This window comes from Oerskovia sp. NPDC060287 (assembly GCF_042726775.1).
Lineage (GTDB): Bacteria > Actinomycetota > Actinomycetes > Actinomycetales > Cellulomonadaceae > Oerskovia > Oerskovia merdavium.
In genome coordinates this window covers 1-23263 of record NZ_JBHXBO010000045.1, presented here as the reverse complement: position 1 = coordinate 23263, position 23263 = coordinate 1, and the positions used below count along the sequence as shown (strand labels likewise).

The following is a 23263-nucleotide window of genomic DNA, read 5'->3' as shown; positions in this document are numbered from 1 at the left end:
GATCGCGACCCCCGTCGAGACGCTGGCGCGTGACCTCAAGACTGCGGTTCCCGCGCCCGACGACGCCGCCTCCCCCCTGCCGAGCGACGTCGCCCGGATCGCGGCGGAAGTGGAGGAACGAGGTGCACGTGTGGTGTACATCGGGCTTCCACGTCACCTTTCCGGGGCAGAAGGTGCCGCCACAAAGGGGGCACGTGCGTACGCTGGACTGGTGGCCCGTGCCATCGCACCCGTCCCGGTGCACCTCGTCGACGAACGGATGACGACCGTCAGCGCCCACCAGGCGTTGAGGGCCTCTGGCCGTGCCGGGCGCAAGCAGCGCTCTGTCGTGGACCAGGCGGCGGCGGTTATCATCCTCCAGACCGCTCTGGACCGTGAGCGGAGCGCGGGGGCGCGCGCTGGAGAGTACGTAGAACGTTGATCGTCGTGACGTGGCAAAGACCGCCGCGCACGCACTCGTCAGGAGGCAACCTCCCGTGACCGACCTATTCGAACGCCCGCCGGTGCAGCACGAGCAACCGACCCGGGCGACCCGCTCGGGTGGCAGGGACCGCAGGGCCGCGAAGAAGCGCGCCCAGCGTCGGCGTCGTCGCACCCTCATCGTGGTGGTGGCGTTGCTGCTCGTTGGCGGGGCCGGGTACTACCTGGTCTCGAACGCGTCGAACCTGCTGGGCTTCGAGAACCCGTTCGCCGCCTCGGACTACGAAGGCCAGGGGGTCGACCCGGTCGACGTCACGATCGAGCCGGGCTCGACGGGAGCGGCCATGGGGCAGACGCTCGTGGACGCCGGGGTCGTGAAGTCGGTCAAGGCGTTCACCGACGCCTACAAGGCCAACCCCGAGGCGAGCAAGATCCAGCCGGGCAACTTCACCATGCTCACCCAGATGAAGGGCTCCGCCGCGGTCGCGCTGCTGCTCTCCAAGGAGAGCAAGAACGAGACGAAGCTGACGATCCCCGAGGGGTTCACCAAGGCACAGGTCATCGACCGCGCCGTCTCCGTGACCGGGAAGCCGGTCGAGGAGTTCGAGGCAGCCATGGCCGACCCGGCCGCAGTAGGCCTCCCGGCCGAGGCCGGCGGGAACTTCGAAGGCTGGTTCTTCCCGGCGACCTACCTGCTCGAGCCCGACGACACGCCCGCGACCATCGTGGCCAACATGGTCGCGGGGACGGTGAGCAACCTCGACTCGCTGGGGGTCGCGCCTGCGGACCGGCAGACCGTCATCATCAAGGCGTCCCTGGTCGAGCGTGAGGCCAAGGCCGACGCGGACCGCCCCAAGATGGCACGGGCGATCGAGAACAGGCTCGAACGAGACATGACCCTCGACATCGATGCCGCTGTGGCGTTCGGCCTCGGCAAGCCAGGAACCGAGATCACGGTTGCCGACAAGGCGAACACCGACAACCTCTACAACCTCTACAAGCACAAGGGGCTGCCGCCGGGCCCCATCGCGTCCCCGGGGAAGGCCTCCGTCGAGGCCATCCTGAACCCGGAACCCGGGAATTGGATCTTCTGGGTCGCCGTCAACCTCGATACGGGCGAGACCAAGTTCTCGTCCACGATGGCCGAGCACCAGCGGTACGTCAACGAGCTGCGCGCGTGGCAGGCGGAGAACCCGTGACAGAGGCGACGCACCGCGCTGCCGTCCTGGGCCACCCTGTGGCCCACTCGCTCTCACCCGTCCTGCACTCGGCCGCGTACCGCGCGCTGGGCCTGGACGGGTGGGAGTACACCGCGATCGACGTGACCGAGGAGCAGCTGCCCGGCTTCGTGGGCGGTCTCGACGAGGCGTGGGCGGGCCTGAGCCTGACCATGCCGCTCAAGCAGGTCGTCTTCGAGCTGCTCGACCACGTCGAGCCGCTCGCCGAGGTCGTGGGGGCCGTCAACACGGTCCTGTTCCAGCCCACGGGCTCCGGACGGACCCTGGTCGGGGCCAACACGGACGTCCACGGCCTGGTCGCGGCCCTGCACGAGGGGCTGGGCAGCGGCCCGGGGGAGCGGCCCGTCACGTCGGCGGTCGTGCTGGGGGCCGGGGCCACGGCCGCGTCGACCCTGGCGGCGCTCGCCGAGCTCGGCTGCACGTCACCGACGGTCCTGGTGCGTTCGCTCGGGCGCACGGGCGGCCTCCAGCGCGCTGCGCACCGGATGGGCGTGACCCCGCGCTTCGAGATCATGGACCCGGCGAGCGCGCGCGTGCGCGACGTCGACGTGGTCGTGTCGACCCTGCCCTCGCGGGCGGCGGACCCGGTCGCGGAGGCGCTCACCGCGCACGCCGCGGCGGGGGGCGCCGCCCCGCGCGGCGTCCTGCTCGACGTGGTCTACGACCCCCGTCCGACGGCCCTCTCCTGGGCCTGGGCGGCCGGGGCACCGGACCGGGAGGGCCTGGTCGTGGGCGGGGAGCGCATGCTCCTGCACCAGGCTGCCGAGCAGGTACGCCTGATGACGGGTCAGGTCGCGCCGCTGGCCGCGATGGCAGCAGCCCTCGAGGAGGCGCTCGCGCCGAGCGTCGCCGGGGCCTGACTCACCCCGTCAGCAAGGCCGGGCCCACGGCTCCTGCTCCCCAGAGCGCCCCGAGCGCGGCGCCGGCCAGCATGAATGGGCCGAACGGGATCAGTGTCCGTCGTCCTGCGCGCCGCGTGGCGAGCAGGACGACGGCCGCCAGGCCGCCCAGGAGGAAGGCCGCGCTCGCGCCGACCACGAGCTCCGACCAGCCGAACCACCCGAGGTAGGCGCCGAGCAGCCCCGCGAGCTTGACGTCCCCGAACCCGAGCCCCGACGGGGCGAGGGCCAGGAGGAAGTACGCACCGTAGAGGACGAGCCCGCCGACCAGGGCGCGGACCGGTGCGCCGTCGTCGGGCCCGAGGAGGCTCGCCGCTCCCAGCAGGAGCGCCAGCACCGGGTACGACGGCAGGACCAGGGCGTTCGGCAGGCGGTGCGTGCGCACGTCGATCACCGCGAGCGCCGAGCCCACGGCCGCGAGGAAGCCCGTCGCGGGCAGCGACGCCGGCGGGTGCCCGACGTGCACGGCCCCCGCGAGCGTCAAGATCGTCAGGGGGACGCCCACGGCCCAGATCGCGGCGCGGTGGGCGCCGACCTCCTCGACGGCTCGTCGCCACAACGCAACCCGAGGCCTCGGTGCCTCGTGGTCGCCGTGCATCACCGTGCTCGCTCTGTCCTGTCCCGGCGCGACGGCCGGACTCCCGCCCCCTGCGTTCGTCACCCGGCGAACCTAGCGCAGCGCCGAGGAGCCCCGCGGGCGTCGTCCACAGGGCCCGGCCGACCGATGGCCGGACGACCGCCCACCGGTCCGCACTGCGGGCGGGTTCGGGGCGGGCGCGCGCGGCGTGGGAGGATTCTGCTCATGCTTCGTTGGTTGACATCGGGTGAGTCGCACGGTCCGGCGCTGGTCGGCATCCTGGAAGGGCTGCCCGCAGGGGTCGAGCTCGTGACGAAGGACGTGCAGGACGCGCTCGCGCGCCGCCGTCTGGGCTACGGGCGCGGCGCGCGCATGAAGTTCGAGCAGGACGAGGTCCGCATCCTCGCCGGGCTGCGCCTGGGCCTCACGCAGGGTGGTCCGCTCGCGATCGAGATCGGCAACACCGAGTGGCCCAAGTGGGTCGACGTCATGAGCGCGGACCCCGTGCCCGCGGAGGCGCTGCAGGTCGACGCCGGGACGGGCGACGTCCGCGAGATCGCGCGCAACCGCCCGCTCACGCGCCCGCGCCCCGGGCACGCCGACCTGGTCGGCATGCGCAAGTACGCGTTCGACGACGCCCGACCGGTCCTGGAGCGGGCCTCGGCCCGCGAGACCGCGACCCGCGTCGCGCTCGGCGTGGCCGCGGCCAAGTTCCTCGAGCAGGCCGTGGGGATCCGCCTGGTCTCGCACGTCGTGGGCATCGGCACGGTCGACGTCCCCGAGGACGCGGCCCTCCCGCTGCCCGACGACGTCGAACGTCTCGACGCCGACCCGGTGCGCTGCTTCGACCCCGCGAGCTCGGCGGCGATGGTCGCGGAGATCGACGAGTGCCACAAGGACGGCGACACCCTGGGCGGTGTGGTCGAGGTCCTGGCCTACGGCGTCCCGTCGGGGCTCGGCACCTACGTGCAGTCGGACCGTCGGCTCGACGCACGCCTCGCGGCCGTGCTCATGGGCATCCAGGCCATCAAGGGCGTCGAGGTCGGCGACGGGTTCCGCACCGCGCGGCGCCGCGGGTCGCAGGCCCACGACGAGATCGTGCGCGGCGAGGACGGCCACCTGCACCGCCTGAGCAACCGTGCGGGCGGTGTCGAGGGGGGCATGTCCAACGGCGAGGTCCTGCGCGTGCGCGCGGCCATGAAGCCCATCTCGACCGTCCCTCGTGCCCTGGCGACGGTCGACGTCGCGACGGGCGAGCCCGCCAAGGCCCAGCACCAGCGCTCGGACGTGTGCGCGGTGCCGCCCGCGGCCGTCGTGGCCGAGGCCATGGTCGCGCTCGTCCTCGCGGAGGCCGTCCTGGAGAAGTTCGGCGGCGACTCGGTCGTCGAGGTCCGCCGCAACGTCGAGGGCTACCTGTCCTCCGTGCCCGAGCTGTTGCGCTGAGATGACGTCGAGCACCGGCCCCCGGGTCGTCCTGATCGGCCCTCCCGGCTGCGGCAAGTCGACCGTCGCGGGGGTGCTGGCCGAGCGCCTGGACCTCGCGGCGCGCGACACCGACACCGACGTGGAGGTCGTCGCGGGCAAGTCCGTCGCGGACGTCTTCCTCGAGGACGGCGAACCGCGCTTCCGTGCGCTCGAGCGCGAGGCCGTGACACAGGCCCTCGCGGTCCACGACGGCGTGCTCGCCCTCGGTGGCGGCGCGGTCCTCGACGAGTACACCCAGGCGGCGCTCGAGGCGTACGCGGCGGCCGGAGGGGTCGTGGTGTTCCTCGACGTCTCCCTGGCGCACGCCGGGCCGCGCGTCGGGTTCAACCAGGCGCGTCCGCTGCTGCTCGGCAACCCGCGCGCCAAGTGGCAGGCGCTCATGGACGGGCGCCGCCCCGTCTACGAACGGCTCGCCACGCTGCGGGTCCTCACCGACGCACGCACCCCGGGCCAGGTGGCCCACGAGATCGAGACAGCACTCGGCGAGGCGCCCTCCGCGGCACCTTCCGACACCACGAGGAGCGAGCAGTGACCGACCAGCAGGAGACCGTGAGCGCAGCACCGGAGGACGAGCAGGGCCGGCCGGCCACGCCCGCCCGCGTCCGGGTCGAGGGCGACCAGCCCTACGACGTCCTCATCGGCCGGCACCTGCTGGGCGAGCTGCCCTCGATGCTCGGCCCGGACGTCCGCCGCGTGCTCGTGATCCACCCGGCCGCGCTCGCGACCTCGGCGGACACGGTCCGCGAGGACCTGCTCGCGGTCGGCTACGAGGCGTACATCGCCGAGGTCCCCGACGCCGAGGAGGCCAAGACCGCTCAGGTCGCCGCGTTCCTGTGGCAGGTCCTGGGACAGGCGGACTTCACGCGCAGCGACGCGATCGTCTCGGTCGGCGGTGGAGCCACGACGGACCTCGCGGGCTTCGTCGCGGCGACCTGGCTGCGCGGGATCAAGGTCGTGCACGTCCCCACGACGCTGCTTGCCATGGTGGATGCGGCCGTGGGCGGCAAGACGGGCATCAACACGGCCGAGGGCAAGAACCTCGTGGGCGCGTTCCACCCGCCCGCGGGCGTGCTGTGCGACGTCGCCTCGCTCGAGTCGCTGCCCAAGTTCGACTTCGTCGCAGGGCTCGCCGAGATCGTCAAGACCGGCTTCATCGCCGACCCGCGGATCCTCGAGCTCGTCGAGGAGAACATCGACGAGCTCAAGAGCTGGGGCGGCGCCACGGTGCCCGCCTCGACGTGGGCCGTCGTCGTCGAGCTCATCGAACGCTCGGTCGCGGTCAAGGCGCGCGTCGTGGGGGAGGACCTCAAGGAGGCAGGCCTGCGCGAGATCCTCAACTACGGCCACACCCTGGGCCACGCGGTCGAGCTCACCGAGCGCTACGCCTGGCGCCACGGGGCGGCCGTGTCGGTCGGCATGGTCTTCGCGGCCGAGCTCTCGCGCCTGGCAGGGCGCCTCGACGACGCGACCGTGGACCGCCACCGCGAGATCCTCGGCAACCTGGGCCTGCCCCTGACGTACCGCGGCGACCGCTGGGAGCAGCTCCTGTCGGCCATGCGCCGCGACAAGAAGTCCCGCGGCGACCTGCTGCGCTTCGTGGTCCTCGACGGGATCGGCAAGCCCTCGCGCCTCGAGGGTCCCGACCCGGCGCTCCTCGCGGCCGCGTACGCCGAGATCGCGATCGACGCGCCCCGCGGTGGGCCGATCGCCCTCTGACGCGACGCCGTCGGGCCCCGTGAGGGCCGCCGCGACGCGCCCACGGCCCGTCCCCACCGGTGGGGACGGGCCGTGCGCCGTCCCGGACGCGGCTCGCTCAGGGCGCGCCTGAGGGCGGGCCTCAGGCCCACCGCCCCCGCGCGAGGAGGACCTCGCGCAGCAGGTCCGCGCGGTCCGTCACGATCCCGTCGACCCCCAGGTCGACCAGCCGCTCCATCTCCAGCGGGTCGTTGATCGTCCACACGTGCACCTGACGGCCCGCGGCGTGCGCGGCCGCGACCGTCCGGGCGTCCACGACCGTCAGCGGTCCCTGGCGCTCGGGCACCTGCAGGCAGTCGGCGCCGCGCAGCGCCCAGGACGCGAGCGACCCGAACGGTGCCCGCGGGGCCCCGGCCCGGGCCGCGAGCAGGAACGTCGCGACCTCGCTCGTGCCCGTCGAGGTCGCCACGGGCCGGGTCAGGCGCTCGACCGTCCGTCGCCTGCGGGCCGGGGAGAACGAGGCGACGCACACGCGCTCGTGCGCCCGCGTGCGTTCGATCGCCGCCGCCACCGGCCCGACGGCGGAGTCCGCCTTGACGTCGATGTTGACCCGCAGGTCCGGCCACGTCCCCAGGACGTCCTCCAGCAGGGGGACCGGCTCGACGCCCCCGATCCGCGCGCCTCGCACCCGGGTCCAGGGCAGGTCCGCGACCGTCCCCGTGCCGTCGGTCGTGCGGTCCAGGGCCGCGTCGTGCAGCGCGACCGCGACGCCGTCGGACGTCGCGTGGGCGTCGGTCTCGACGTACCCGAACCCCAGATCGCGGGCCGCGGCGAACGCCGCGAGCGAGTTCTCGAGCCCGTCGAGCGAGAACCCACGGTGCGCGAGAGCGACGAACCCCGTGGGCGAGTCGAGGTAGGGGTGACGCCAGGCACCGGGGCGACCGCCGCGCCGGTCGGTGCGGCTCATCGGGACGGGCCCGGGCGGCGCCCGCTGCGACCCAGGTGACCCAGCCGGTCGTCGAGCCAGGTCAGCATCGACGACAGGTAGGCCTCGCGCGGGCCGTCCGCGGACAGCGTCAGGTCGTGCACCCCGCCCTCGATCGAACGGATCGTCACGTCGGGACCCGCTCGCGGGGCCAGGCGCGCGATCTGCTCGACGTCCAGGACCGTGTCCTGCTCGTCGAGCAGGGGGTTCGCCAGGTCGTCGGGTCCCGAGGTCGCCGAGCGGGCCACGAGCACGGGGCACGCGACGTCGAGCCCGCGGGCGAACCTCGCCTGCCCCTGGCGCACGGCCCGCAGCCAACCGGCACGCACGGGCACGCCGTCGGGCCGCTTGAGCGTCGGGTCGAACTCCCACCGGCCCCCGTTCGCCGCGAGCAGGTGCGTCGCGTACGCCGAGGGGGCGGCGCTGAGCACCGCGAGGGGAGACCACGGCCCGACGGCGTCGAGCACCCTGGTCGCGATCGTCCGGTTCAGCCAGCTCGAGTTGAGGTCGAGGAACGGCGAGTCCAGCACGAGCGCGTCGACCAGACGCTGCCGACGGTGCGCGTGCGCCCACAGGGGCGCCACCAGCCCACCCGTCGAGTGCGCGTGGACCGCCACGGGCAGACCGGGGTGCAGCCCGCGGACCGCGGCGACCGCGACCGACAGGTCCGTGGCGGGCTCCCGCAGGTCCTCGACGAAGTGCGGCACCTGGCCAGGCCGCAGCGAACGCCCCGCGGCCCGCAGGTCCACGGCGAAGAACGCGTAGCCCGCGTCCTCGACCGCGCGGGCCAGGTGGTCCTGGAAGAAGTAGTCGTTGTAGCCGTGCACGTGCAGGAAGACACCCCGCAGGCCACCGGCGGCCCCCGCCCCGACGGGCACGCGGCGCACGAGCGTCGCGACCGGCGGGGGGCCGGGCTCGGCAGCGACCAACGGATCCGGGTCCGCGTCGGCGTCGCGCACCGTCGAACGTTCGGCGCCCCCCAGGGCGCTCGCGGCCCGGGCGGAGAGCGTCGGGACGAGCGACAGCAGCCCTGCGCGCGCGCCGGGCGGCGGGCCGCCCGTGGCGAGGGTCGCCGCCTCGAACCCGGCCAGCAGGTGGTCGGGTCGCCAGGCGAGCCGGACGACCGCCCCGGCATTCCCGCGACGGTCCTGCTCGTCCGTCGTCGCGAGGGGCTCTGTCACGGCTCGTCCTCGGTCATCGCTGGCCCTTCGTCATCCCTGGTCTCTCGTCGTCGGTGGCTCGTCGTCATCGCCGGTCCTCGGTGCTCGACGAGCCCGGGGCGCCCGCGAGTGCTGTCACGAGGTCCTTGCCGCCGTCGACGCCGTCGCCGGCCGGGAAGCGCACGAACAGCATGAGCACGAGCCCGACGAGGATCACGGCCACGATCCCCAGGATGCCCCAGAACTGCTGGCCGGACACGGCGACCATGGTCGCGAACGCCATCGGGGCGAGGAAGCTCGCGGCGCGGCCCGTGGTCGCATACAGGCCGAACGCCTCGGCCTCCCGGCCCTCGTCGCTGATGCGGCCCAGCAGGGCACGGCTCGCGGACTGGGCCGGGCCGACGAACGCGCACAGCAGCAGGCCCCAGACCCAGAAGACGTTCGCGCCGCCGTCGTGCTGGACGAAGACGGCCGTGCCGGAGATCACGAGACCCACGAGCGAGCCCAGGATCACGCGACGCGGGCCGATCTTGTCGTCGAGCCAGCCGGCCGCGATCGTCGAGAGCCCCGCGACGACGTTCGCGGCGATCGCGAACACGATGACCTCGCTCGCGCTGAACCCGAACGTGCCCGAGGCGATCACGGCGCCGAACGTGAAGACGCCCGCGAGGCCGTCGCGATAGACCGCGCTCGCGACGAGGTACCCGAGGGTCGAACGACGCGTGCGCCACAGGTGGACCAGGTCGCGCCCGAGCTTGCGGTACGCGCCCACGACACCGATGGGTGCGGCACCGCCCGGGCGCGGCGTCTCCGGGACGGCCAGGAGCACGGGGATCGCGAACGCCGCGAACCACACGGCCGAGAGCAGGACGCTCACGCGGATGTCCATGCCGCCCTCGCCCGTGATGCCGAACCAGCCGACTTCGGGGTTGATGAAGCCCACGAACAGCACGAGCAGCAGCACGATCCCGCCGACGTACCCGGCGCCCCAGCCGATGCCGCTGATGCGCCCGATCGTGCGCGGTGTGGAGATGTCGAGCAGCAGGGCGTTGTACGCGACCGAGGCCAGCTCGAAGAAGACGTTGCCCGCCGAGAGCAGCACGATGCCCAGGATCACGGCGTCGGACAACGAACCGGGGGTCGGCTGCACGAAGAACATGGCGACCATGGCCGCGACGGTCGCGGCGGTGTTGACGCCGAGCCAGACCTTGCGCCGGCCCGAGGCGTCCGCGAGCGCACCGAGCGCGGGGGCGAGCAGCGCGATGAGCGCGCCGGCGATCGTCAGGCCCCATCCGAGCCAGGCCGTGTGGTCGGCCATGACGGCGTCGGGGTCGGCGGCGCCCGCCTCGACGAACGCGTCGCTCGTGATCCAGCGCGTGAAGACGAACGTCGTGACGACGGCGTTGAACGCGGCCGAGCCCCAGTCCCACAGCGACCAGGCGAGGACCTGGCGTCTGCCGACGGCGCGGGAGGCAGCGTCCGGGTCGGGGGCGAGGCCGCTGCCGGGCCCGTGGCCGGGTGTGGTGGGGGTCACGTTCTGGTGATCTGGCACGCGCGCATCGTAGACCGTCCGGCGGGCGCGAGGGTGAACGGTGGGCGGCATCGAATCACACGCCGACACCCGAGGGTTCATCCACTGCGCGCCCGGCGGCGACCATGAGCCTGCCGGGCATGGCCCCGGACGTTCGCACGGCAGTCTGACGACCAGGATCCATGCCGCGGTCGACGGGCGCGTGCGGCCGCTGGGCGTCGTCGTCACGGCGGGCAGCGCACCGAGGGGGCGATCCGCCTATCTCTTCAACCGGCATCGGAATTCCGCTCCCCCACCTGGAGCCCGATTCGTGCTCCTGGTGGCTGGCCGCTCGTCACGCTCCCGCGCGCTTCACTGCTCGAAGGGGACACGCCCCCTCGTGCGCACTAGTACGAATGGCAGGAAGGGCGAGGAATCCCGTTGCTCCAGAAGACCCACTTCAGTGCGTTGCGTGTCGCGGGGCCGTAGATGCCGTCAGCCACCAGGCCTCGACCCTGCTGGAACTTCACCAGCGCCGAACGGGTGGCGGGTCCGAAAGCTCCGTCGACCGCCAAGGAAGCCCCGTTGCACTCGTTGAGCGTCTCTTGCAGCACGCTCACCGCACCTCCTGAATGCCCCTGCCAGAGGTTGCAGGTGTACGTTCCAGCCGCGGAGGCGTAAGGGATCGCGATGCCGTTGCGAATGCCGACCGTGTTGCATGTCGGGTACGCGGCGGAAGCGGACGAGGCGAATGCGGCTCCAGCCGCCATCAGCAGACTTGTCGCCAGTGCGATAGACGTTGCTCTTCGTGCGAGTCGCATAAATCCCCCATAAGTCGACATCGGTGTCGCGTCGACGATAAATGGATCCACCGCGGCTCGCAACCGGCGGATCGTGGCTCGCGTGGACGGTCGTGAGGCTCCTTCTGGTGGTCCGGTCTCTCGACCGCCTGGACGGCCACCCCGGGGAAGCCGCCCGCCCCGCTAGGCTCTGCGCATGACTCGTGTCCTCATCCTCAACGGTCCCAACCTCGGTCGCCTGGGCGTCCGCGAGCCCGATGTCTACGGGGCGGCGTCCTATGCCGACCTGGTCGCGGCGGGGGAGCGCTGGGGCGCGGAGAACGACCTCGAGGTCCAGGTGCGTCAGACGGACGACGAGTCCGAGCTGGTCGGCTGGCTGCACGGCGCGGTCGACGACGGGGCGCACGTGGTGCTCAACCCCGCGGCGTTCACGCACTACTCGTACGCACTGCGGGACGCGGCGGCGCAGGTGACCAAGGCGGGCCTGCTGCTCGTCGAGGTGCACCTGAGCAACCCGGCGGCGCGCGAGGAGTTCCGGCACAACTCGGTCATCGGCGGGGTGGCGACGGGCACCGTGGCCGGGTTCGGGTTCGACTCGTACCGGCTGGCGGTCCTGGCGATCGCGTCGCGCCTCGCGGCCTAGATCTCTCCCGCTCAAGCAACGGGGCTTGATCTGATGGAATCAAGCATCAGGCCTTGAGATGAGTGGATCAAGGGTCTACCGTGGAGGGATGTTCGTCCTGACCGTGGACCAGAGAGCCAGCACCCGCCGGGGAGACCTCGTGCCGGAGCTGCTCGACCGCCTCGCACCCTACGAGGAGCGCACGGGGGTCGTCATCGCGTTCGACCGGACGGTCGGCGACGAGGTCCAGGCAGTGCTCGACGACGCCGCGCTCGTCGTGGAGGTCGCGCTCACCCTGGGCAGGTGGGGGGGCTGGAGCACGGGCCTCGGCATCGGTCAGGTGCTTCCCGGGCCCGACGGGCGTCTGCCCCGGGTCTCCCGTGAGGCCTCCGGGTCGGCGTTCGTGCACGCCCGCGCCGCGGTCGAGCGGGCCAAGACCCGCGGCAACCCCGTCCCGTTGGCGGTCGAAGGGCCAGATCCCGCGGCGGCCGGGGAGGTCGAGGCGCTCCTGCGGCTCCTGCTCGCGGTCGGCGCGCGCCGCACCCCTGCGGGGTGGGAGGCTGTCGACGCGCTCGCGCGTGTGGGTGGCACCCAGAAGGATGCGGCCCGAGACCTCGGGATCAGCGAGCAGGCCGTGAGCCAACGCCTGCGTGCGAGCCTGTGGTCCGAGGAAGCGGCCGTCCGGCCGGTCGTCACGAGACTCCTGCAGGAGGCAGACGCGTGAGCTTCGCATCAGGGATGGCCGTGGCGGGGGTCGTGGTCGCGACCCTCGTGCTCAGCGTGCTGGGCGGCATGCTCGTCACGCCGTGGGTGCTGCGGGCCGCAGCGCGCCGCTCCGAGATCGAGGGGGAGACGCCTCCCGCCCGGGACCCGGGGCCGGTGCCCCCGCCGCCCGGCCACGTCGCTCCGGCCGCAGGAACCCCCGCGGCGACGAGCGCTCCCGTACCCCCGCCGGCCGCCGGAATGTCCGCCAGGCAGGCCGTGCCCTCGCCGCCGGCTCCGCCCCCTGTGCCCGCCGCACCGGACCCGGCAGGCGCAGCGGCGCCGTCGGACCCCGGTGGGCCCCTCGGCGAGGAAGCCGTCCAGACCCTGCGCGGCGGCACCTGGATCGGGATCCTCGAGCGCCTCGCGATCACGGGCTGCCTGCTCGCCGGGTACCCCGCGGGGGTCGCGTTCGTGGTCGCGATCAAGGGCCTGGGACGCTACCCCGAGCTGCGCGACCACCCGGTCGCGGCCGAGCGCTTCATGATCGGCACCCTGGCCTCGATGATCTGGGCCGGAGCGACCGGAATCCTCGGCGCAGCGATCCTTGGTCTCCTCCGGTAGACTGGACCGGGCCTTTCGCGGCCCCCGGGAACGCCGCAGCGCTCGAACGCTGCTGTCGGCGCGGGGAGCCCGCCAGGAGAGGCCCGCTACCGCCAGGGCGCGCACCCGAACGTGTGCGCATCAGTGGATCGCACGTGGCTCCCACCGCGAGACACCCCGACGGCAGCCCCATGACAACGCGACAGGAAGACCGAACGTGGCGACGACCAACGACATCAAGAACGGCACCGTGCTCAAGCTCGACGGCCAGCTGTGGACGATCATCGAGTTCCAGCACGTCAAGCCCGGCAAGGGTGGCGCCTTCGTTCGCACCAAGATGAAGAACGTCCTGTCCGGCAAGACCGTCGACAAGACCTTCAACGCCGGCCTCAAGATCGAGACCGCGAACGTCGACAAGCGCGACATGCAGTACCTGTACAAGGACGGCGAGGACTTCGTCTTCATGGACACGTCCACGTACGACCAGATCACGGTCCCTGCCGCGACCGTCGGCGACGCCGCGGACTACATGCTCGAGAGCCAGAGCGCACTCGTCGCGACCAACGAGGGCGTGCCGCTCTACGTCGAGCTGCCCCCGTCGGTCGTCCTCGAGATCACCTACACCGAGCCGGGCCTGCAGGGCGACCGCTCCACGGGCGGCACCAAGCCCGCGACGCTCGAGACCGGCGCGCAGATCCAGGTCCCGCTGTTCCTCGAGCAGGGCACCAAGGTCAAGGTCGACACCCGCGACGGCTCCTACCTGGGGCGCGTGAACGACTGACGTGGGTGCACGAACCAAGGCACGCAAGCGCGCGCTCGACGTCCTCTTCGAGGCCGAGCAGCGCCAGCTGGACCCGCAGACCCTCCTCGCCGACCGGATCGTCGACTCGGGCAGCCAGACGCCCCTGCCGCAGTACACCGTGGACCTCGTCGAGGGAGTCCTGGCGCACCGCGAGCGGATCGACGAGCTGCTCGAGACCTATTCGCACGGTTGGACCCTCGAGCGCATGCCCGCGGTCGACCGCGCGCTCCTGCGCATCGGCAGCTGGGAGATCCTCTACAACGACGACGTCCCCGACGCCGTCGCGATCGACGAGGCCGTCGACCTCGCCCGTGAGCTCTCGACGGACGACTCGCCGAGCTTCGTCAACGGCCTGCTGGCCCGCATCGAGGAGATGAAGCCGACGATCCTGGCCTGAGCCAGGTCGAGCGGCTGCGCCTCACGCCACCTCGGTGGCACGACGTGCCCCCGGACGCCGGTCCCGCCCTCGTGGCGGGGCCGGCGTCTGCGCGTCCGGGCCGCGCCGACGATGCGGTCGCACTGTGACGAACGACGCCTGCCCACCCCGTGAGAAGCGCCGGGGCGCGCCCCGGTCGGGCGGTAGGGTGAAAGGGTCAGATTTCCTTTAAGGCCCGTCCAGTGAGGCGGGGAAGGGGGTCACCAGAATGAGTTCTGGGCCTGCCGTACCATCTTCCGTTCCACCCGTCACCCCCGAGGCTCCCTCGGCCGGTGTGACCACCGTTCTCGGTGAGACCGAGATCGCGCGGGCGCTGACCCGCATCGCCCACGAGATCGTCGAGCGCAACAAGGGCGCGCACGACGTGGTCCTCCTGGGCATCCCCACCCGGGGCGTCCCCCTGGCCGTGCGTCTCGCCGAGCGCCTCGCGACGATCGAGCCGGGCCTCGACACCGCGAGCATCGTGGGCGAGCTCGACGTGACCATGTACCGCGACGACCTCCACAAGCACCCGGTGCGCACCATCGGCGCCACCCACCTGCCCGCGTCGGGGATCGACGGCAAGGTCGTCGTGCTCGTCGACGACGTGCTGTTCTCCGGTCGCACCATCCGTGCGGCGCTCGACGCGATCAGCGACATCGGCCGGCCCCGCGCCGTCCAGCTCGCGGCGCTGGTCGACCGCGGGCACCGCGAGCTGCCGATCCGCCCCGACTACGTGGGCAAGAACCTGCCCACGTCGCTCTCCGAGCGGGTGAGCGTGCGCCTCGTCGAGACCGACGGGCCCGTCGGTGAGGACGCCGCCACGAGCGCGCCCACGACCGACGCGGTCCTCATCAGCCAGCGGCCCACCACGTCCAGCGAGGGCACCCGATGAAGCACCTGCTGTCCACCGCGGACCTCTCGCGCGCCGACGCGATCCGCATCCTCGACACGGCCGCCCAGATGGCCGCGACGCAGTCGCGCGAGATCAAGAAGCTCCCGACGCTGCGCGGCCGCACGGTCGTCAACCTGTTCTTCGAGGACTCCACGCGCACCCGGATCTCGTTCGAGACCGCGGCCAAGCGCCTGTCGGCCGACGTCATCAACTTCTCGGCCAAGGGGTCGAGCGTCTCCAAGGGCGAGTCGCTCAAGGACACGGCCCTGACCCTGCAGGCCATGGGTGCCGACGCGGTCGTGATCCGCCACCAGGCCTCGGGCGCCCCGCACACGCTCGCGCACGCGGGCTGGGTCGACTCGGCGGTCGTCAACGCGGGCGACGGGATGCACCAGCACCCCACGCAGGCGCTGCTCGACGCGTTCACCATGCGCCGCCACCTGGTCGGGCGAGGCGCCGCGGGCGCCTCGATCACCGGTGACCCGACCGGCCAGGACCTCGCGGGCCTGCGGGTCGCGATCGTCGGCGACGTGCTGCACTCGCGCGTGGCCCGTTCCAACGTCCACCTGCTGCACACGCTCGGCGCGAAGGTCACCCTGGTGTCCCCGCCCACGCTCGTGCCAGTGGGAGTCGAGACCTGGCCGTGCGACGTCTCCTACCACCTCGACGAGGTCCTCGCGGAGACCGCCCCGGACGCCGTGATGATGCTCCGCGTCCAGCGCGAGCGCATGAGCGGATCGGGAGCGGGCGGGGGAGCCTTCTTCCCGAACCCGCTCGAGTACACGCGCAACTTCGGGCTCGACGGGCGCCGCCTGGCGCTCCTGCCCGACCACACCATCGTCATGCACCCCGGCCCCATGAACCGCGGCCTGGAGATCTCGGCGGAGGCAGCCGACTCACCGCGCGCGGTGATCGTCGAGCAGGTCGCCAACGGGGTCGCGGTGCGCATGGCCGTCCTCTACCTGCTCCTCGCGGGCGACGCTTCCACGGAAAGGGCTGGACTCGAATGAGCGAGCAGACCACGAACCCCACCTACGTCCTGCAGGGCGTGGCGCCCCTGGGCGCCGACCCGGTCGACCTGGTCCTGGCCGGCGGCGTCATCACCGAGGTCCGCGCGGCGAACAGCCCCGTCGCGGACGGCGAGACCGTCGTCGACGGGACCGGCCTGGTCGCCCTGCCCGGCCTCGTCGACCTGCACACGCACCTGCGCGAGCCGGGCCGCGAGGACGCCGAGACCATCGTCTCGGGCACGCGCGCCGCGGCGGTGGGCGGCTTCACGGCCGTGCACGCCATGGCCAACACGACCCCGGTCGCGGACACCGCGGGCGTCGTCGAGCAGGTGTGGCGCATCGGGCGCGACGCGGGCTGGGTCGACGTCCACCCGGTCGGCGCGGTCAGCGTGGGCCTCGAGGGCCACCACCTCGCCGAGATCGGCGCCATGGCCGACTCGGCCGCCCGCGTGCGGGTCTTCTCGGACGACGGCAAGTGCGTCTGGGACCCCATCCTCATGCGCCGCGCCCTGGAGTACGTCAAGGCGTTCGACGGCGTCGTGGCCCAGCACGCGCAGGAGCCGCGCCTCACGGAGGGCGCCCAGATGAACGAGGGCGTCGTGTCGGCCGAGCTCGGTCTCGCGGGCTGGCCCGCGGTCGCCGAGGAGGCGATCATCGCCCGCGACGTGCTGCTGGCCGAGCACGTGGGCTCGCGCCTGCACGTGTGCCACCTGTCCACGGCGGGCTCGGTCGAGATCATCCGCTGGGCCAAGGGCCGCGGCATCGACGTGACGGCCGAGGTCACCCCGCACCACCTCATCCTCACGGACGAGCTCGCGCGCGACTACGACCCGACGTTCAAGGTCAACCCGCCGCTGCGGACCGCCGCGGACGTCGAGGCCGTGCGCCAGGGCCTGGCCGACGGGACGATCGACATCGTCGCGACCGACCACGCCCCGCACACGCGTGAGGACAAGGACTGCGAGTGGGCCGCGGCGGCGTTCGGCATGACGGGCCTCGAGACGGCCCTGAGCGTCGTGCAGGAGACCATGGTCGACTCGGGCCGCATGTCCTGGGCTGACGTGGCGCGCGTCCTGTCGTCCGCGCCCGCGCGCATCGGCCGCATCGACGAGGGCCCGACGGCGCAGGGTCGCCCTCTCGAGGTCGGCGAGCCCGCCAACGTGGTCCTGGTCGACCCGGCCGCCCGGCGCGTGGTCGACGGCTCGGCGCAGGCCACCGCGAGCACCAACACGCCCTTCCACGGATACGAGCTGCCGGGACGGGTCGTCGCGACCTTCCTGCGCGGGCGTGCGACGGTCCTGGCCGGCGCTCCCGTCGAGCAGGCCGCGGAGGTGCGCGCATGAACCTCCCCCTTCCCGTCGCGGTCGGCATCTGGGTCGTCATCGGCCTCGTGCTGCTCACGGTCGTCTTCGTGGGCCTCAAGCGACTGACGACCCGCACGGCCCAGACCGTCCCCGCCCCGCCGGCCGTCCCCGAGGGCGACCTGGGCGAGGTCCTGGCCGGCCCCGTGACCGCGGTCTACGTGTCCAGCACGCTCGCGGGGGACTGGCTCGCCCGCGTCGGGGCGCACCGCCTCGGCTTCCGGTCGAACGCGACCGTGACGGTGCACCGCACCGGGGTCCTGGTCGCACGCCAGGGCGCCCCCGACCTCTTCCTGGCCGCGAGCGCCCTCGAGGCCGTCTCGCTGGCCCCCGGGATGGCGGGCAAGTACGTCGGCAAGGACGGCCTGGTCGTGCTGACCTGGACCGTCCCGGCCGCCGGCGGTGCGCCCGCCACCCGCTTGGATACTGGACTGCGGACCCAGCAGACCGCCGACCGTGCCACCCTCCTGAACGCAGTCCGCGAGCTTCTTCCCGCCGCCGACAGCGCACCGAACGACGACTCGAAGGAGCCGCAGCAGTGAGCATCTCGACCCCCAGCACGGACGCCCAGGCCGACGACCGGACCGCGGTCCTGGTCCTCGAGGACGGCACGACCCTGACGGGCCTGGCCTACGGGGCCCGCGGCACGACGTTCGGCGAGATCGTCTTCAACACCGGCATGACCGGCTACCAGGAGACGCTGACCGACCCGTCCTACCACCGCCAGATCGTCGTCATGACGGCCCCCCACATCGGGAACACGGGAGTCAACGACGAGGACGCCGAGTCGACCCGCATCTGGGTCAGCGGCTACGTGGTGCGCGACCCCGCGCGCCGTGCCTCGAACTGGCGCGCGACGCGCTCGCTCGACGAGGACCTCGCGGCGCAGGGCGTCGTGGGCATCAGCTCGATCGACACGCGTGCGCTCACGCGCCACCTGCGCGAGCTCGGCACCATGCGTGCGGGCATCTTCTCGGGCGAGGACCTGCGTCGCGGCGGCTACCCGCGTCCCACGGAGGAGCTCGTCGAGCTCGTCCGCTCGGCCCCGGCCATGACGGGCGCAGACCTGGCCCGCGAGGTCAGCACGCCCGAGGCGTACGTCGTCGAGCCCTCGGGCGAGCACGCCGGTCAGGAGCCGGTCGCGACGGTCGTCGCGGTCGACCTGGGCATCAAGGCCATGACTCCCCAGCGCCTCGCCGAGCGCGGCGTGCGGGTGCACGTCGTGCCGAGCACGACCACGATCGACCAGATCGTCGCGCTCGCGCCCGACGGCGTGTTCTTCTCGAACGGCCCGGGCGACCCGGGCGCGGCGACGACCGAGGTCGAGCTGCTGCGCGCGGTCCTCGACCGCGGCATCCCGTACTTCGGCATCTGCTTCGGCAACCAGATCCTGGGCCGCGCGCTCGGCTACGGCACCTACAAGCTGGGCTACGGCCACCGCGGCATCAACCAGCCCGTGCTCGACCGCACCACGGGCAAGGTCGAGGTCACGGCGCACAACCACGGCTTCGCCGTCGACGCCCCGCGCGACGGGGAGTCGGTCGCCCCGCACGACGGCGGGCGCTACGGCCGCGTCGTCGTCTCCCACATCGGTCTCAACGACCAGGTCGTCGAGGGGCTCGCGTGCCTCGACCGCCCGGCCTTCTCGGTGCAGTACCACCCCGAGGCCGCCGCGGGCCCGCACGACGCCGCCTACCTCTTCGACCGCTTCCTCGACCTGATGCGCGACTCCGCGGGGGCCTCCGGCTCCGCGACGAACGCCGCCCCGGTCACCCCGTCCTCCGAAAGTGAGATCTGAGCCGTGCCTCGCAGAACTGACATCTCCAGCGTCCTGGTGATCGGCTCCGGGCCGATCGTCATCGGCCAGGCGTGCGAGTTCGACTACTCGGGCACGCAGGCCTGCCGCGTCCTGAAGGAGGAGGGCCTGCGGGTCATCCTCGTCAACTCGAACCCCGCCACGATCATGACGGACCCCGAGTTCGCCGACGCGACCTACGTCGAGCCCATCACGACCGAGGTCCTGACGACCATCATCGCCAAGGAGCGCCCCGACGCGCTCCTCGCGACCCTCGGCGGCCAGACGGCCCTCAACGCCGCGATCGCGCTCGACGAGGCCGGCGTCCTCGCGCAGTACGACGTCGAGCTCATCGGGGCGAACATCGCCGCGATCGAGAAGGGTGAGGACCGCCAGCAGTTCAAGGAGGTCGTCGAGAAGTGCGGCGGCGAGAGCGCCCGCTCGGAGATCATCCACACGATCGACGAGGCCATCGCGGCCGCCGACTCGCTCGGCTACCCCATGGTCGTGCGCCCGTCCTTCACCATGGGCGGGCTCGGCTCGGGCATCGCCTACGACGAGCAGGACCTGCGCCGCATCGTGGGCCAGGGCCTGCACTACTCGCCCACGACCGAGGTGCTCCTCGAGGAGTCGATCCTCGGCTGGAAGGAGTACGAGCTCGAGCTCATGCGCGACACCGCGGACAACGTGGTCGTCGTGTGCTCGATCGAGAACGTGGACCCGGTCGGCGTGCACACGGGCGACTCGGTCACGGTCGCCCCGGCGCTGACGCTCACGGACCGCGAGTTCCAGAAGCTGCGCGACATCGGCATCGCGGTCATCCGCGAGGTCGGCGTCGACACGGGTGGCTGCAACATCCAGTACGCGGTGCACCCCGACACGGGCCGCATCATCGTCATCGAGATGAACCCGCGCGTCTCGCGCTCCTCGGCGCTGGCGTCCAAGGCCACGGGCTTCCCGATCGCGAAGATCGCCGCGAAGCTCGCGGTGGGCTACACGCTCGACGAGATCCCCAACGACATCACGCAGGTCACGCCCGCGTCGTTCGAGCCCACGCTCGACTACGTCGTGGTCAAGGTCCCGCGCTTCGCGTTCGAGAAGTTCCCGGCCGCGGACCCGACGCTCTCGACCACCATGAAGTCGGTCGGCGAGGCCATGGCCATGGGCCGCAACTTCACCGAGGCGCTCGGCAAGGCCATGCGCTCGATCGACAAGGCCGGCTCGGTCTTCCACTGGGACGGCGAGCCCGTCGCGGGCGAGGCGCTCGACGAGCTCCTGGTGGAGATCGCGCGCCCGACCGAGGGCCGCCTGGTCGCGACCCAGCAGGCGCTGCGCGCCGGCGCGAGCCTCGAGCAGGTCTTCGAGGCCACCAAGATCGACCCGTGGTTCCTGGACCAGATCCAGCTCGTCAACGAGGTCGCCGAGTCGGTCGCCTCGGCCGACGCGCTCACGCGCGACGTGCTGCTCGAGGCCAAGCGCCACGGCCTGTCGGACCCGCAGATCGCGAAGCTGCGCGGCATGGGAGCGGCAGGGGAGTCGACGGTCCGCGAGGTCCGCTACGCGCTCGACGTGCGCCCGGTCTACAAGACGGTCGACACGTGCGCGGCCGAGTTCGCGGCCAAGACGCCGTACCACTACTCGTCGTACGACCTCGAGTCCGAGGTCGCCCCGCGCGAGCGTCCCGCGGTCCTCATCCTGGGCTCGGGCCCCAACCGCATCGGTCAGGGCATCGAGTTCGACTACTCGTGCGTGCACGCGACCCTCGCGCTCAAGGACGAGTACGAGACCGTCATGGTCAACTGCAACCCGGAGACCGTCTCGACGGACTACGACACCTCGGACCGCCTGTACTTCGAGCCGCTCACGTTCGAGGACGTCCTGGAGGTCTACCAGGCCGAGCTCGCGGCCGGCCCGGTCGCGGGCATCATCGTCCAGCTCGGCGGCCAGACCCCGCTGAGCCTCGCGCAGCGCCTGGCCGACGCGGGCCTGCCGATCCTGGGCACCTCGCCCGAGGCGATCGACGCAGCGGAGGACCGCGGTGTGTTCGGCCGCGTCCTGGCCGAGGCGGGCCTGCCGGCCCCGGCGTTCGGCACGGCGACGTCCCTGGCCGAGGCCCAGGAGATCGCCGAGGGCATCGGCTACCCGGTGCTCGTGCGTCCCTCCTACGTGCTCGGCGGGCGCGGCATGGAGATCGTCTACTCGGCCGAGCAGCTCACGGGCTACGTCGAGCGTGCGCTGCACGCCGCGGCCACGGACGACCGCACGACGACGGGCTCGCTGCCCGCGCCGCTGCTCATCGACCGCTTCCTCGACGACGCGATGGAGATCGACGTCGACGCGCTCTACGACGGCACCGAGATGTACCTCGGCGGCGTCATGGAGCACATCGAGGAGGCCGGCATCCACTCGGGCGACTCGGCCTGCGTGCTGCCCCCCGTCTCGCTGAGCGAGGCCGAGATCGAGCGCATCCGCCGCTCGACCGAGGCCATCGCCAAGGGCGTGGGCGTGCGCGGCCTGCTCAACGTGCAGTACGCGCTGGTCTCGGACGTCCTGTACGTCCTGGAGGCCAACCCGCGCGCCTCGCGCACGGTCCCGTTCGTCTCCAAGGCCACGGGCGTGTCCCTGGCCAAGGCCGCGGCCCGCGTCATGGTGGGCGAGACCATCGCGGACCTGCGCGCGAGCGGCGTCCTGCCCGCCGAGGGCGACGGCGGCACGCTCGACCTCGACGCCCCCATCGCGGTCAAGGAGGCCGTGCTGCCGTTCAAGCGGTTCCGCACGACCGACGGCATCGTGGTCGACACGGTCCTGGGCCCGGAGATGCGCTCGACGGGCGAGGTCATGGGCTTCGACCGCGACTTCCCGCGTGCGTTCGCCAAGTCCCAGGCGGCGGCGTTCGGCGGCCTGCCGACCAAGGGCTCGGTCTTCGTGTCGGTCGCCGACCGCGACAAGCGCTCGATCGTCTTCCCGATCAAGCGCCTCACGGAGCTGGGCTTCGAGATCCTCGCGACCCAGGGCACCGCGGGCGTCCTGCGCCGCAACGGCATCCCGGCCACGATCGTGCGCAAGTTCTCCTCGGGCCGCGGCGCGGACGGTGAGCCGACGATCGTCGACCTCATCACCGAGGGCAAGGTCGACATGGTCATCAACACGCCGTCGGGCCAGGGCGCGCGCGCCGACGGCTACGAGATCCGCGCTGCCACGACCGCCGCGGACAAGCCGATCGTCACGACGACCCAGCAGCTCGCTGCCGCGGTCCAGGGCATCGAGGCCGTGCTCGCGGGTCCGTTCGACGTGTGGAGCCTGCAGGAGCACATGGCGGCCACGGCCGAGCGTCACGCAGCGGCGGACGCGTGAGCGCCGCGGTGACCGGGGCGCGCCGGCCCTTCGGGGAGCGGCTCGCCGCGGCCATGGACTCCCACGGGCCGCTGTGCGTGGGTATCGACCCGCACCCGGGTCTGCTCGCGGCGTGGGGCCTGCCCGACGACGCCACGGGAGTCCGTGAGTTCGGCCTGCGGGTCGTGGACGCCCTGGGCGGGCACGTCGCCGCGCTCAAGCCGCAGTCGGCGCTGTTCGAGCGCCACGGCTCGCGCGGGGTCGCGGCTCTCGAGGAGGTCCTGGCCGCCGCGGCGGCCGCGGGGCCCTCCGGGACGCTGACGATCGTCGATGCCAAGCGTGGCGACATCGGTTCGACCATGGCGGGATACGCGGACGCCTACCTGCGCGACGGCTCGCCGCTCGCCGGCGACGCCCTGACCGTCTCGCCGTACCTCGGGTTCGGCTCGCTGACCCCTGCGGTGGAGGCCGCGCTCGAGTCGGGGCGCGGGCTGTTCGTGCTGTGCCTGACGTCCAACCCGGAGGGCGCGCAGGTCCAGCACGCCCGCACGGGGGCCGGGGCCGACGTCCGCTCGGTCGCCGCGCGCATCGCGGCGGAGGCCGCGGCTCTCAACGAGGGCGCCGACCCGCTCGGTTCGATCGGCCTGGTCGTGGGCGCGACCATCGGTGACGCGGCTCGCAACACCGGGGTGGACCTGCCTGCCGTCAACGGTCCGCTGCTGGCTCCTGGCGTCGGGGCACAGGGTGCGGGGGCTACCGAGCTCGCCGCGGTGTTCGGGGACGCCCGCCGCCAGGTGCTCGCGTCGTCCTCGCGCGGCGTTCTCGCGGCAGGACCCGACGCGGCCTCGCTCCTCGAGGCCGCACGAGACGCTTCGCGCGAGGCAGCCGAGGCGCTGCGCGGCTGAAGGCCTGCGGCACGCTCGCGCACGTCCGAGGGGGCGCCCACCGATCCCGGT

At 72.7% G+C, this 23263-nt stretch carries 23 protein-coding genes; 18 read left to right on the top strand and 5 right to left on the bottom strand.

All coding sequences use genetic code 11. The features are described 5' to 3' along the window. The first annotated feature begins 1 nt into the window (after nucleotide 1). The 3 genes from ruvX to ACFWFR_RS06250 are packed head-to-tail and all read left to right on the top strand — an operon-like array spanning nucleotide 2 to nucleotide 2518. Nucleotides 2–421, top strand: coding sequence for a Holliday junction resolvase RuvX (gene ruvX / locus ACFWFR_RS06260; RefSeq protein ID WP_377621881.1), 420 nt, complete (start codon nucleotides 2–4; stop codon nucleotides 419–421). Nucleotides 422–476: 55 nt separating this feature from the next. Next, on the top strand, nucleotides 477–1619 hold the full coding sequence (mltG, locus tag ACFWFR_RS06255) for an endolytic transglycosylase MltG (RefSeq protein WP_377621879.1): 1143 nt from the start codon (nucleotides 477–479) through the stop codon (nucleotides 1617–1619). Next, complete coding sequence (locus ACFWFR_RS06250) at nucleotides 1616–2518, top strand: shikimate dehydrogenase (RefSeq protein ID WP_377621878.1); 903 nt, start codon at nucleotides 1616–1618, stop codon at nucleotides 2516–2518. The genes mltG and ACFWFR_RS06250 overlap by 4 nt, the downstream gene beginning before the upstream one ends. Nucleotide 2519: 1 nt before the next feature. Here the strand turns inward: ACFWFR_RS06250 and ACFWFR_RS06245 are convergent, their stop codons facing one another. Further along, nucleotides 2520–3116, bottom strand: coding sequence for a prepilin peptidase (locus ACFWFR_RS06245; protein ID WP_377621876.1), 597 nt, complete (start codon nucleotides 3114–3116; stop codon nucleotides 2520–2522). Nucleotides 3117–3359: 243 nt separating this feature from the next. Here ACFWFR_RS06245 and aroC point away from each other — a divergent pair, with 243 nt between their 5' ends. The 3 genes from aroC to aroB are packed head-to-tail and all read left to right on the top strand — an operon-like array spanning nucleotide 3360 to nucleotide 6335. Next, on the top strand, nucleotides 3360–4577 hold the full coding sequence (gene aroC, locus ACFWFR_RS06240; RefSeq protein WP_377621874.1) for a chorismate synthase: 1218 nt from the start codon (nucleotides 3360–3362) through the stop codon (nucleotides 4575–4577). Nucleotide 4578: 1 nt separating this feature from the next. Further along, nucleotides 4579–5151 carry a shikimate kinase gene (locus ACFWFR_RS06235; RefSeq protein WP_377621872.1) on the top strand — a complete coding sequence of 191 codons (573 nt, stop codon included), beginning with the start codon at nucleotides 4579–4581 and terminating at the stop codon, nucleotides 5149–5151. Between the two features lie 17 nt (nucleotides 5152–5168). Next, the gene (gene aroB / locus ACFWFR_RS06230; protein ID WP_191802628.1) at nucleotides 5169–6335 is read left to right on the top strand and encodes a 3-dehydroquinate synthase; all 1167 of its coding nucleotides are present in this window, start codon (nucleotides 5169–5171) and stop codon (nucleotides 6333–6335) included. Between the two features lie 121 nt (nucleotides 6336–6456). On the opposite strand, the gene ACFWFR_RS06225 is transcribed toward aroB, so the two are convergent. From ACFWFR_RS06225 to ACFWFR_RS06210, 4 genes are all read right to left on the bottom strand, one after another. Then, entirely contained in the window at nucleotides 6457–7281 is an 825-nt protein-coding gene (locus ACFWFR_RS06225) for a glycerophosphodiester phosphodiesterase (RefSeq protein ID WP_377621870.1), read from the bottom strand. After that, nucleotides 7278–8480 (bottom strand): alpha/beta hydrolase, encoded by a 1203-nt coding sequence (locus tag ACFWFR_RS06220; RefSeq protein WP_377621869.1) that lies wholly within the window; start codon nucleotides 8478–8480, stop codon nucleotides 7278–7280. The genes ACFWFR_RS06225 and ACFWFR_RS06220 overlap by 4 nt, the downstream gene beginning before the upstream one ends. A 64-nt stretch (nucleotides 8481–8544) precedes the next feature. Beyond that, nucleotides 8545–10011 (bottom strand): MFS transporter, encoded by a 1467-nt coding sequence (locus ACFWFR_RS06215; protein ID WP_377621867.1) that lies wholly within the window; start codon nucleotides 10009–10011, stop codon nucleotides 8545–8547. 365 nt (nucleotides 10012–10376) lie between these two features. Beyond that, nucleotides 10377–10739, bottom strand: coding sequence for a peptidoglycan-binding protein (locus tag ACFWFR_RS06210; protein WP_377621865.1), 363 nt, complete (start codon nucleotides 10737–10739; stop codon nucleotides 10377–10379). A 226-nt stretch (nucleotides 10740–10965) separates the two neighbouring features. On the opposite strand from ACFWFR_RS06210, the gene ACFWFR_RS06205 reads away from it, so the two are divergent. From ACFWFR_RS06205 to pyrF, 12 genes are all read left to right on the top strand, one after another. Next, complete coding sequence (locus tag ACFWFR_RS06205) at nucleotides 10966–11412, top strand: type II 3-dehydroquinate dehydratase (protein WP_377621863.1); 447 nt, start codon at nucleotides 10966–10968, stop codon at nucleotides 11410–11412. 88 nt (nucleotides 11413–11500) lie between these two features. Further along, nucleotides 11501–12115 carry a hypothetical protein gene (locus ACFWFR_RS06200; RefSeq protein ID WP_377621861.1) on the top strand — a complete coding sequence of 205 codons (615 nt, stop codon included), beginning with the start codon at nucleotides 11501–11503 and terminating at the stop codon, nucleotides 12113–12115. Then, entirely contained in the window at nucleotides 12112–12717 is a 606-nt protein-coding gene (locus ACFWFR_RS06195; protein ID WP_377621859.1) for a hypothetical protein, read from the top strand. Before ACFWFR_RS06200 ends, ACFWFR_RS06195 begins: the two co-directional genes overlap by 4 nt. A gap of 196 nt (nucleotides 12718–12913) precedes the next feature. Then, entirely contained in the window at nucleotides 12914–13477 is a 564-nt protein-coding gene (gene efp / locus ACFWFR_RS06190) for an elongation factor P (protein ID WP_056652011.1), read from the top strand. Nucleotide 13478: 1 nt separating this feature from the next. After that, the gene (gene nusB / locus ACFWFR_RS06185; protein WP_056652009.1) at nucleotides 13479–13895 is read left to right on the top strand and encodes a transcription antitermination factor NusB; all 417 of its coding nucleotides are present in this window, start codon (nucleotides 13479–13481) and stop codon (nucleotides 13893–13895) included. 247 nt (nucleotides 13896–14142) lie between these two features. Next, nucleotides 14143–14808, top strand: a complete 666-nt coding sequence (gene pyrR, locus ACFWFR_RS06180) for a bifunctional pyr operon transcriptional regulator/uracil phosphoribosyltransferase PyrR (protein ID WP_377621857.1) — start codon at nucleotides 14143–14145, stop codon at nucleotides 14806–14808. Next, nucleotides 14805–15818: an aspartate carbamoyltransferase catalytic subunit gene (locus ACFWFR_RS06175; protein ID WP_377621855.1), complete on the top strand. Its 1014-nt coding sequence runs from the start codon at nucleotides 14805–14807 to the stop codon at nucleotides 15816–15818. The genes pyrR and ACFWFR_RS06175 overlap by 4 nt, the downstream gene beginning before the upstream one ends. Next, nucleotides 15815–17161 (top strand): dihydroorotase, encoded by a 1347-nt coding sequence (locus tag ACFWFR_RS06170; protein ID WP_377621853.1) that lies wholly within the window; start codon nucleotides 15815–15817, stop codon nucleotides 17159–17161. Before ACFWFR_RS06175 ends, ACFWFR_RS06170 begins: the two co-directional genes overlap by 4 nt. After that, complete coding sequence (locus tag ACFWFR_RS06165) at nucleotides 17158–17721, top strand: hypothetical protein (protein ID WP_377616487.1); 564 nt, start codon at nucleotides 17158–17160, stop codon at nucleotides 17719–17721. Before ACFWFR_RS06170 ends, ACFWFR_RS06165 begins: the two co-directional genes overlap by 4 nt. Further along, a complete protein-coding gene (gene carA, locus ACFWFR_RS06160) occupies nucleotides 17718–18977 on the top strand; it encodes a glutamine-hydrolyzing carbamoyl-phosphate synthase small subunit (RefSeq protein ID WP_056651997.1) in 1260 nt (419 codons plus the stop codon). The genes ACFWFR_RS06165 and carA overlap by 4 nt, the downstream gene beginning before the upstream one ends. A 3-nt stretch (nucleotides 18978–18980) precedes the next feature. Further along, nucleotides 18981–22328, top strand: coding sequence for a carbamoyl-phosphate synthase large subunit (gene carB / locus ACFWFR_RS06155; RefSeq protein WP_377621851.1), 3348 nt, complete (start codon nucleotides 18981–18983; stop codon nucleotides 22326–22328). Continuing rightward, nucleotides 22325–23212 (top strand): orotidine-5'-phosphate decarboxylase, encoded by an 888-nt coding sequence (pyrF, locus tag ACFWFR_RS06150; RefSeq protein WP_377621849.1) that lies wholly within the window; start codon nucleotides 22325–22327, stop codon nucleotides 23210–23212. The genes carB and pyrF overlap by 4 nt, the downstream gene beginning before the upstream one ends. The last annotated feature ends 51 nt before the right edge of the window (nucleotides 23213–23263 follow it).

Coding starts and splice junctions, on each gene's coding strand:
- ACFWFR_RS06205 (WP_377621863.1), top strand. CDS start 10,966: ATGACTCGTGTCCTCATCCTCAACGGTCCCAACCTCGGTCGCCTGGGC.
- ACFWFR_RS06170 (WP_377621853.1), top strand. CDS start 15,815: ATGAGCGAGCAGACCACGAACCCCACCTACGTCCTGCAGGGCGTGGCG.
- ACFWFR_RS06235 (WP_377621872.1), top strand. CDS start 4,579: ATGACGTCGAGCACCGGCCCCCGGGTCGTCCTGATCGGCCCTCCCGGC.
- ACFWFR_RS06175 (WP_377621855.1), top strand. CDS start 14,805: ATGAAGCACCTGCTGTCCACCGCGGACCTCTCGCGCGCCGACGCGATC.
- pyrR (WP_377621857.1), top strand. CDS start 14,143: ATGAGTTCTGGGCCTGCCGTACCATCTTCCGTTCCACCCGTCACCCCC.
- ACFWFR_RS06225 (WP_377621870.1), bottom strand. CDS start 7,281: ATGAGCCGCACCGACCGGCGCGGCGGTCGCCCCGGTGCCTGGCGTCAC.
- ACFWFR_RS06165 (WP_377616487.1), top strand. CDS start 17,158: ATGAACCTCCCCCTTCCCGTCGCGGTCGGCATCTGGGTCGTCATCGGC.
- ACFWFR_RS06210 (WP_377621865.1), bottom strand. CDS start 10,739: ATGGCGGCTGGAGCCGCATTCGCCTCGTCCGCTTCCGCCGCGTACCCG.
- aroC (WP_377621874.1), top strand. CDS start 3,360: ATGCTTCGTTGGTTGACATCGGGTGAGTCGCACGGTCCGGCGCTGGTC.
- ACFWFR_RS06200 (WP_377621861.1), top strand. CDS start 11,501: ATGTTCGTCCTGACCGTGGACCAGAGAGCCAGCACCCGCCGGGGAGAC.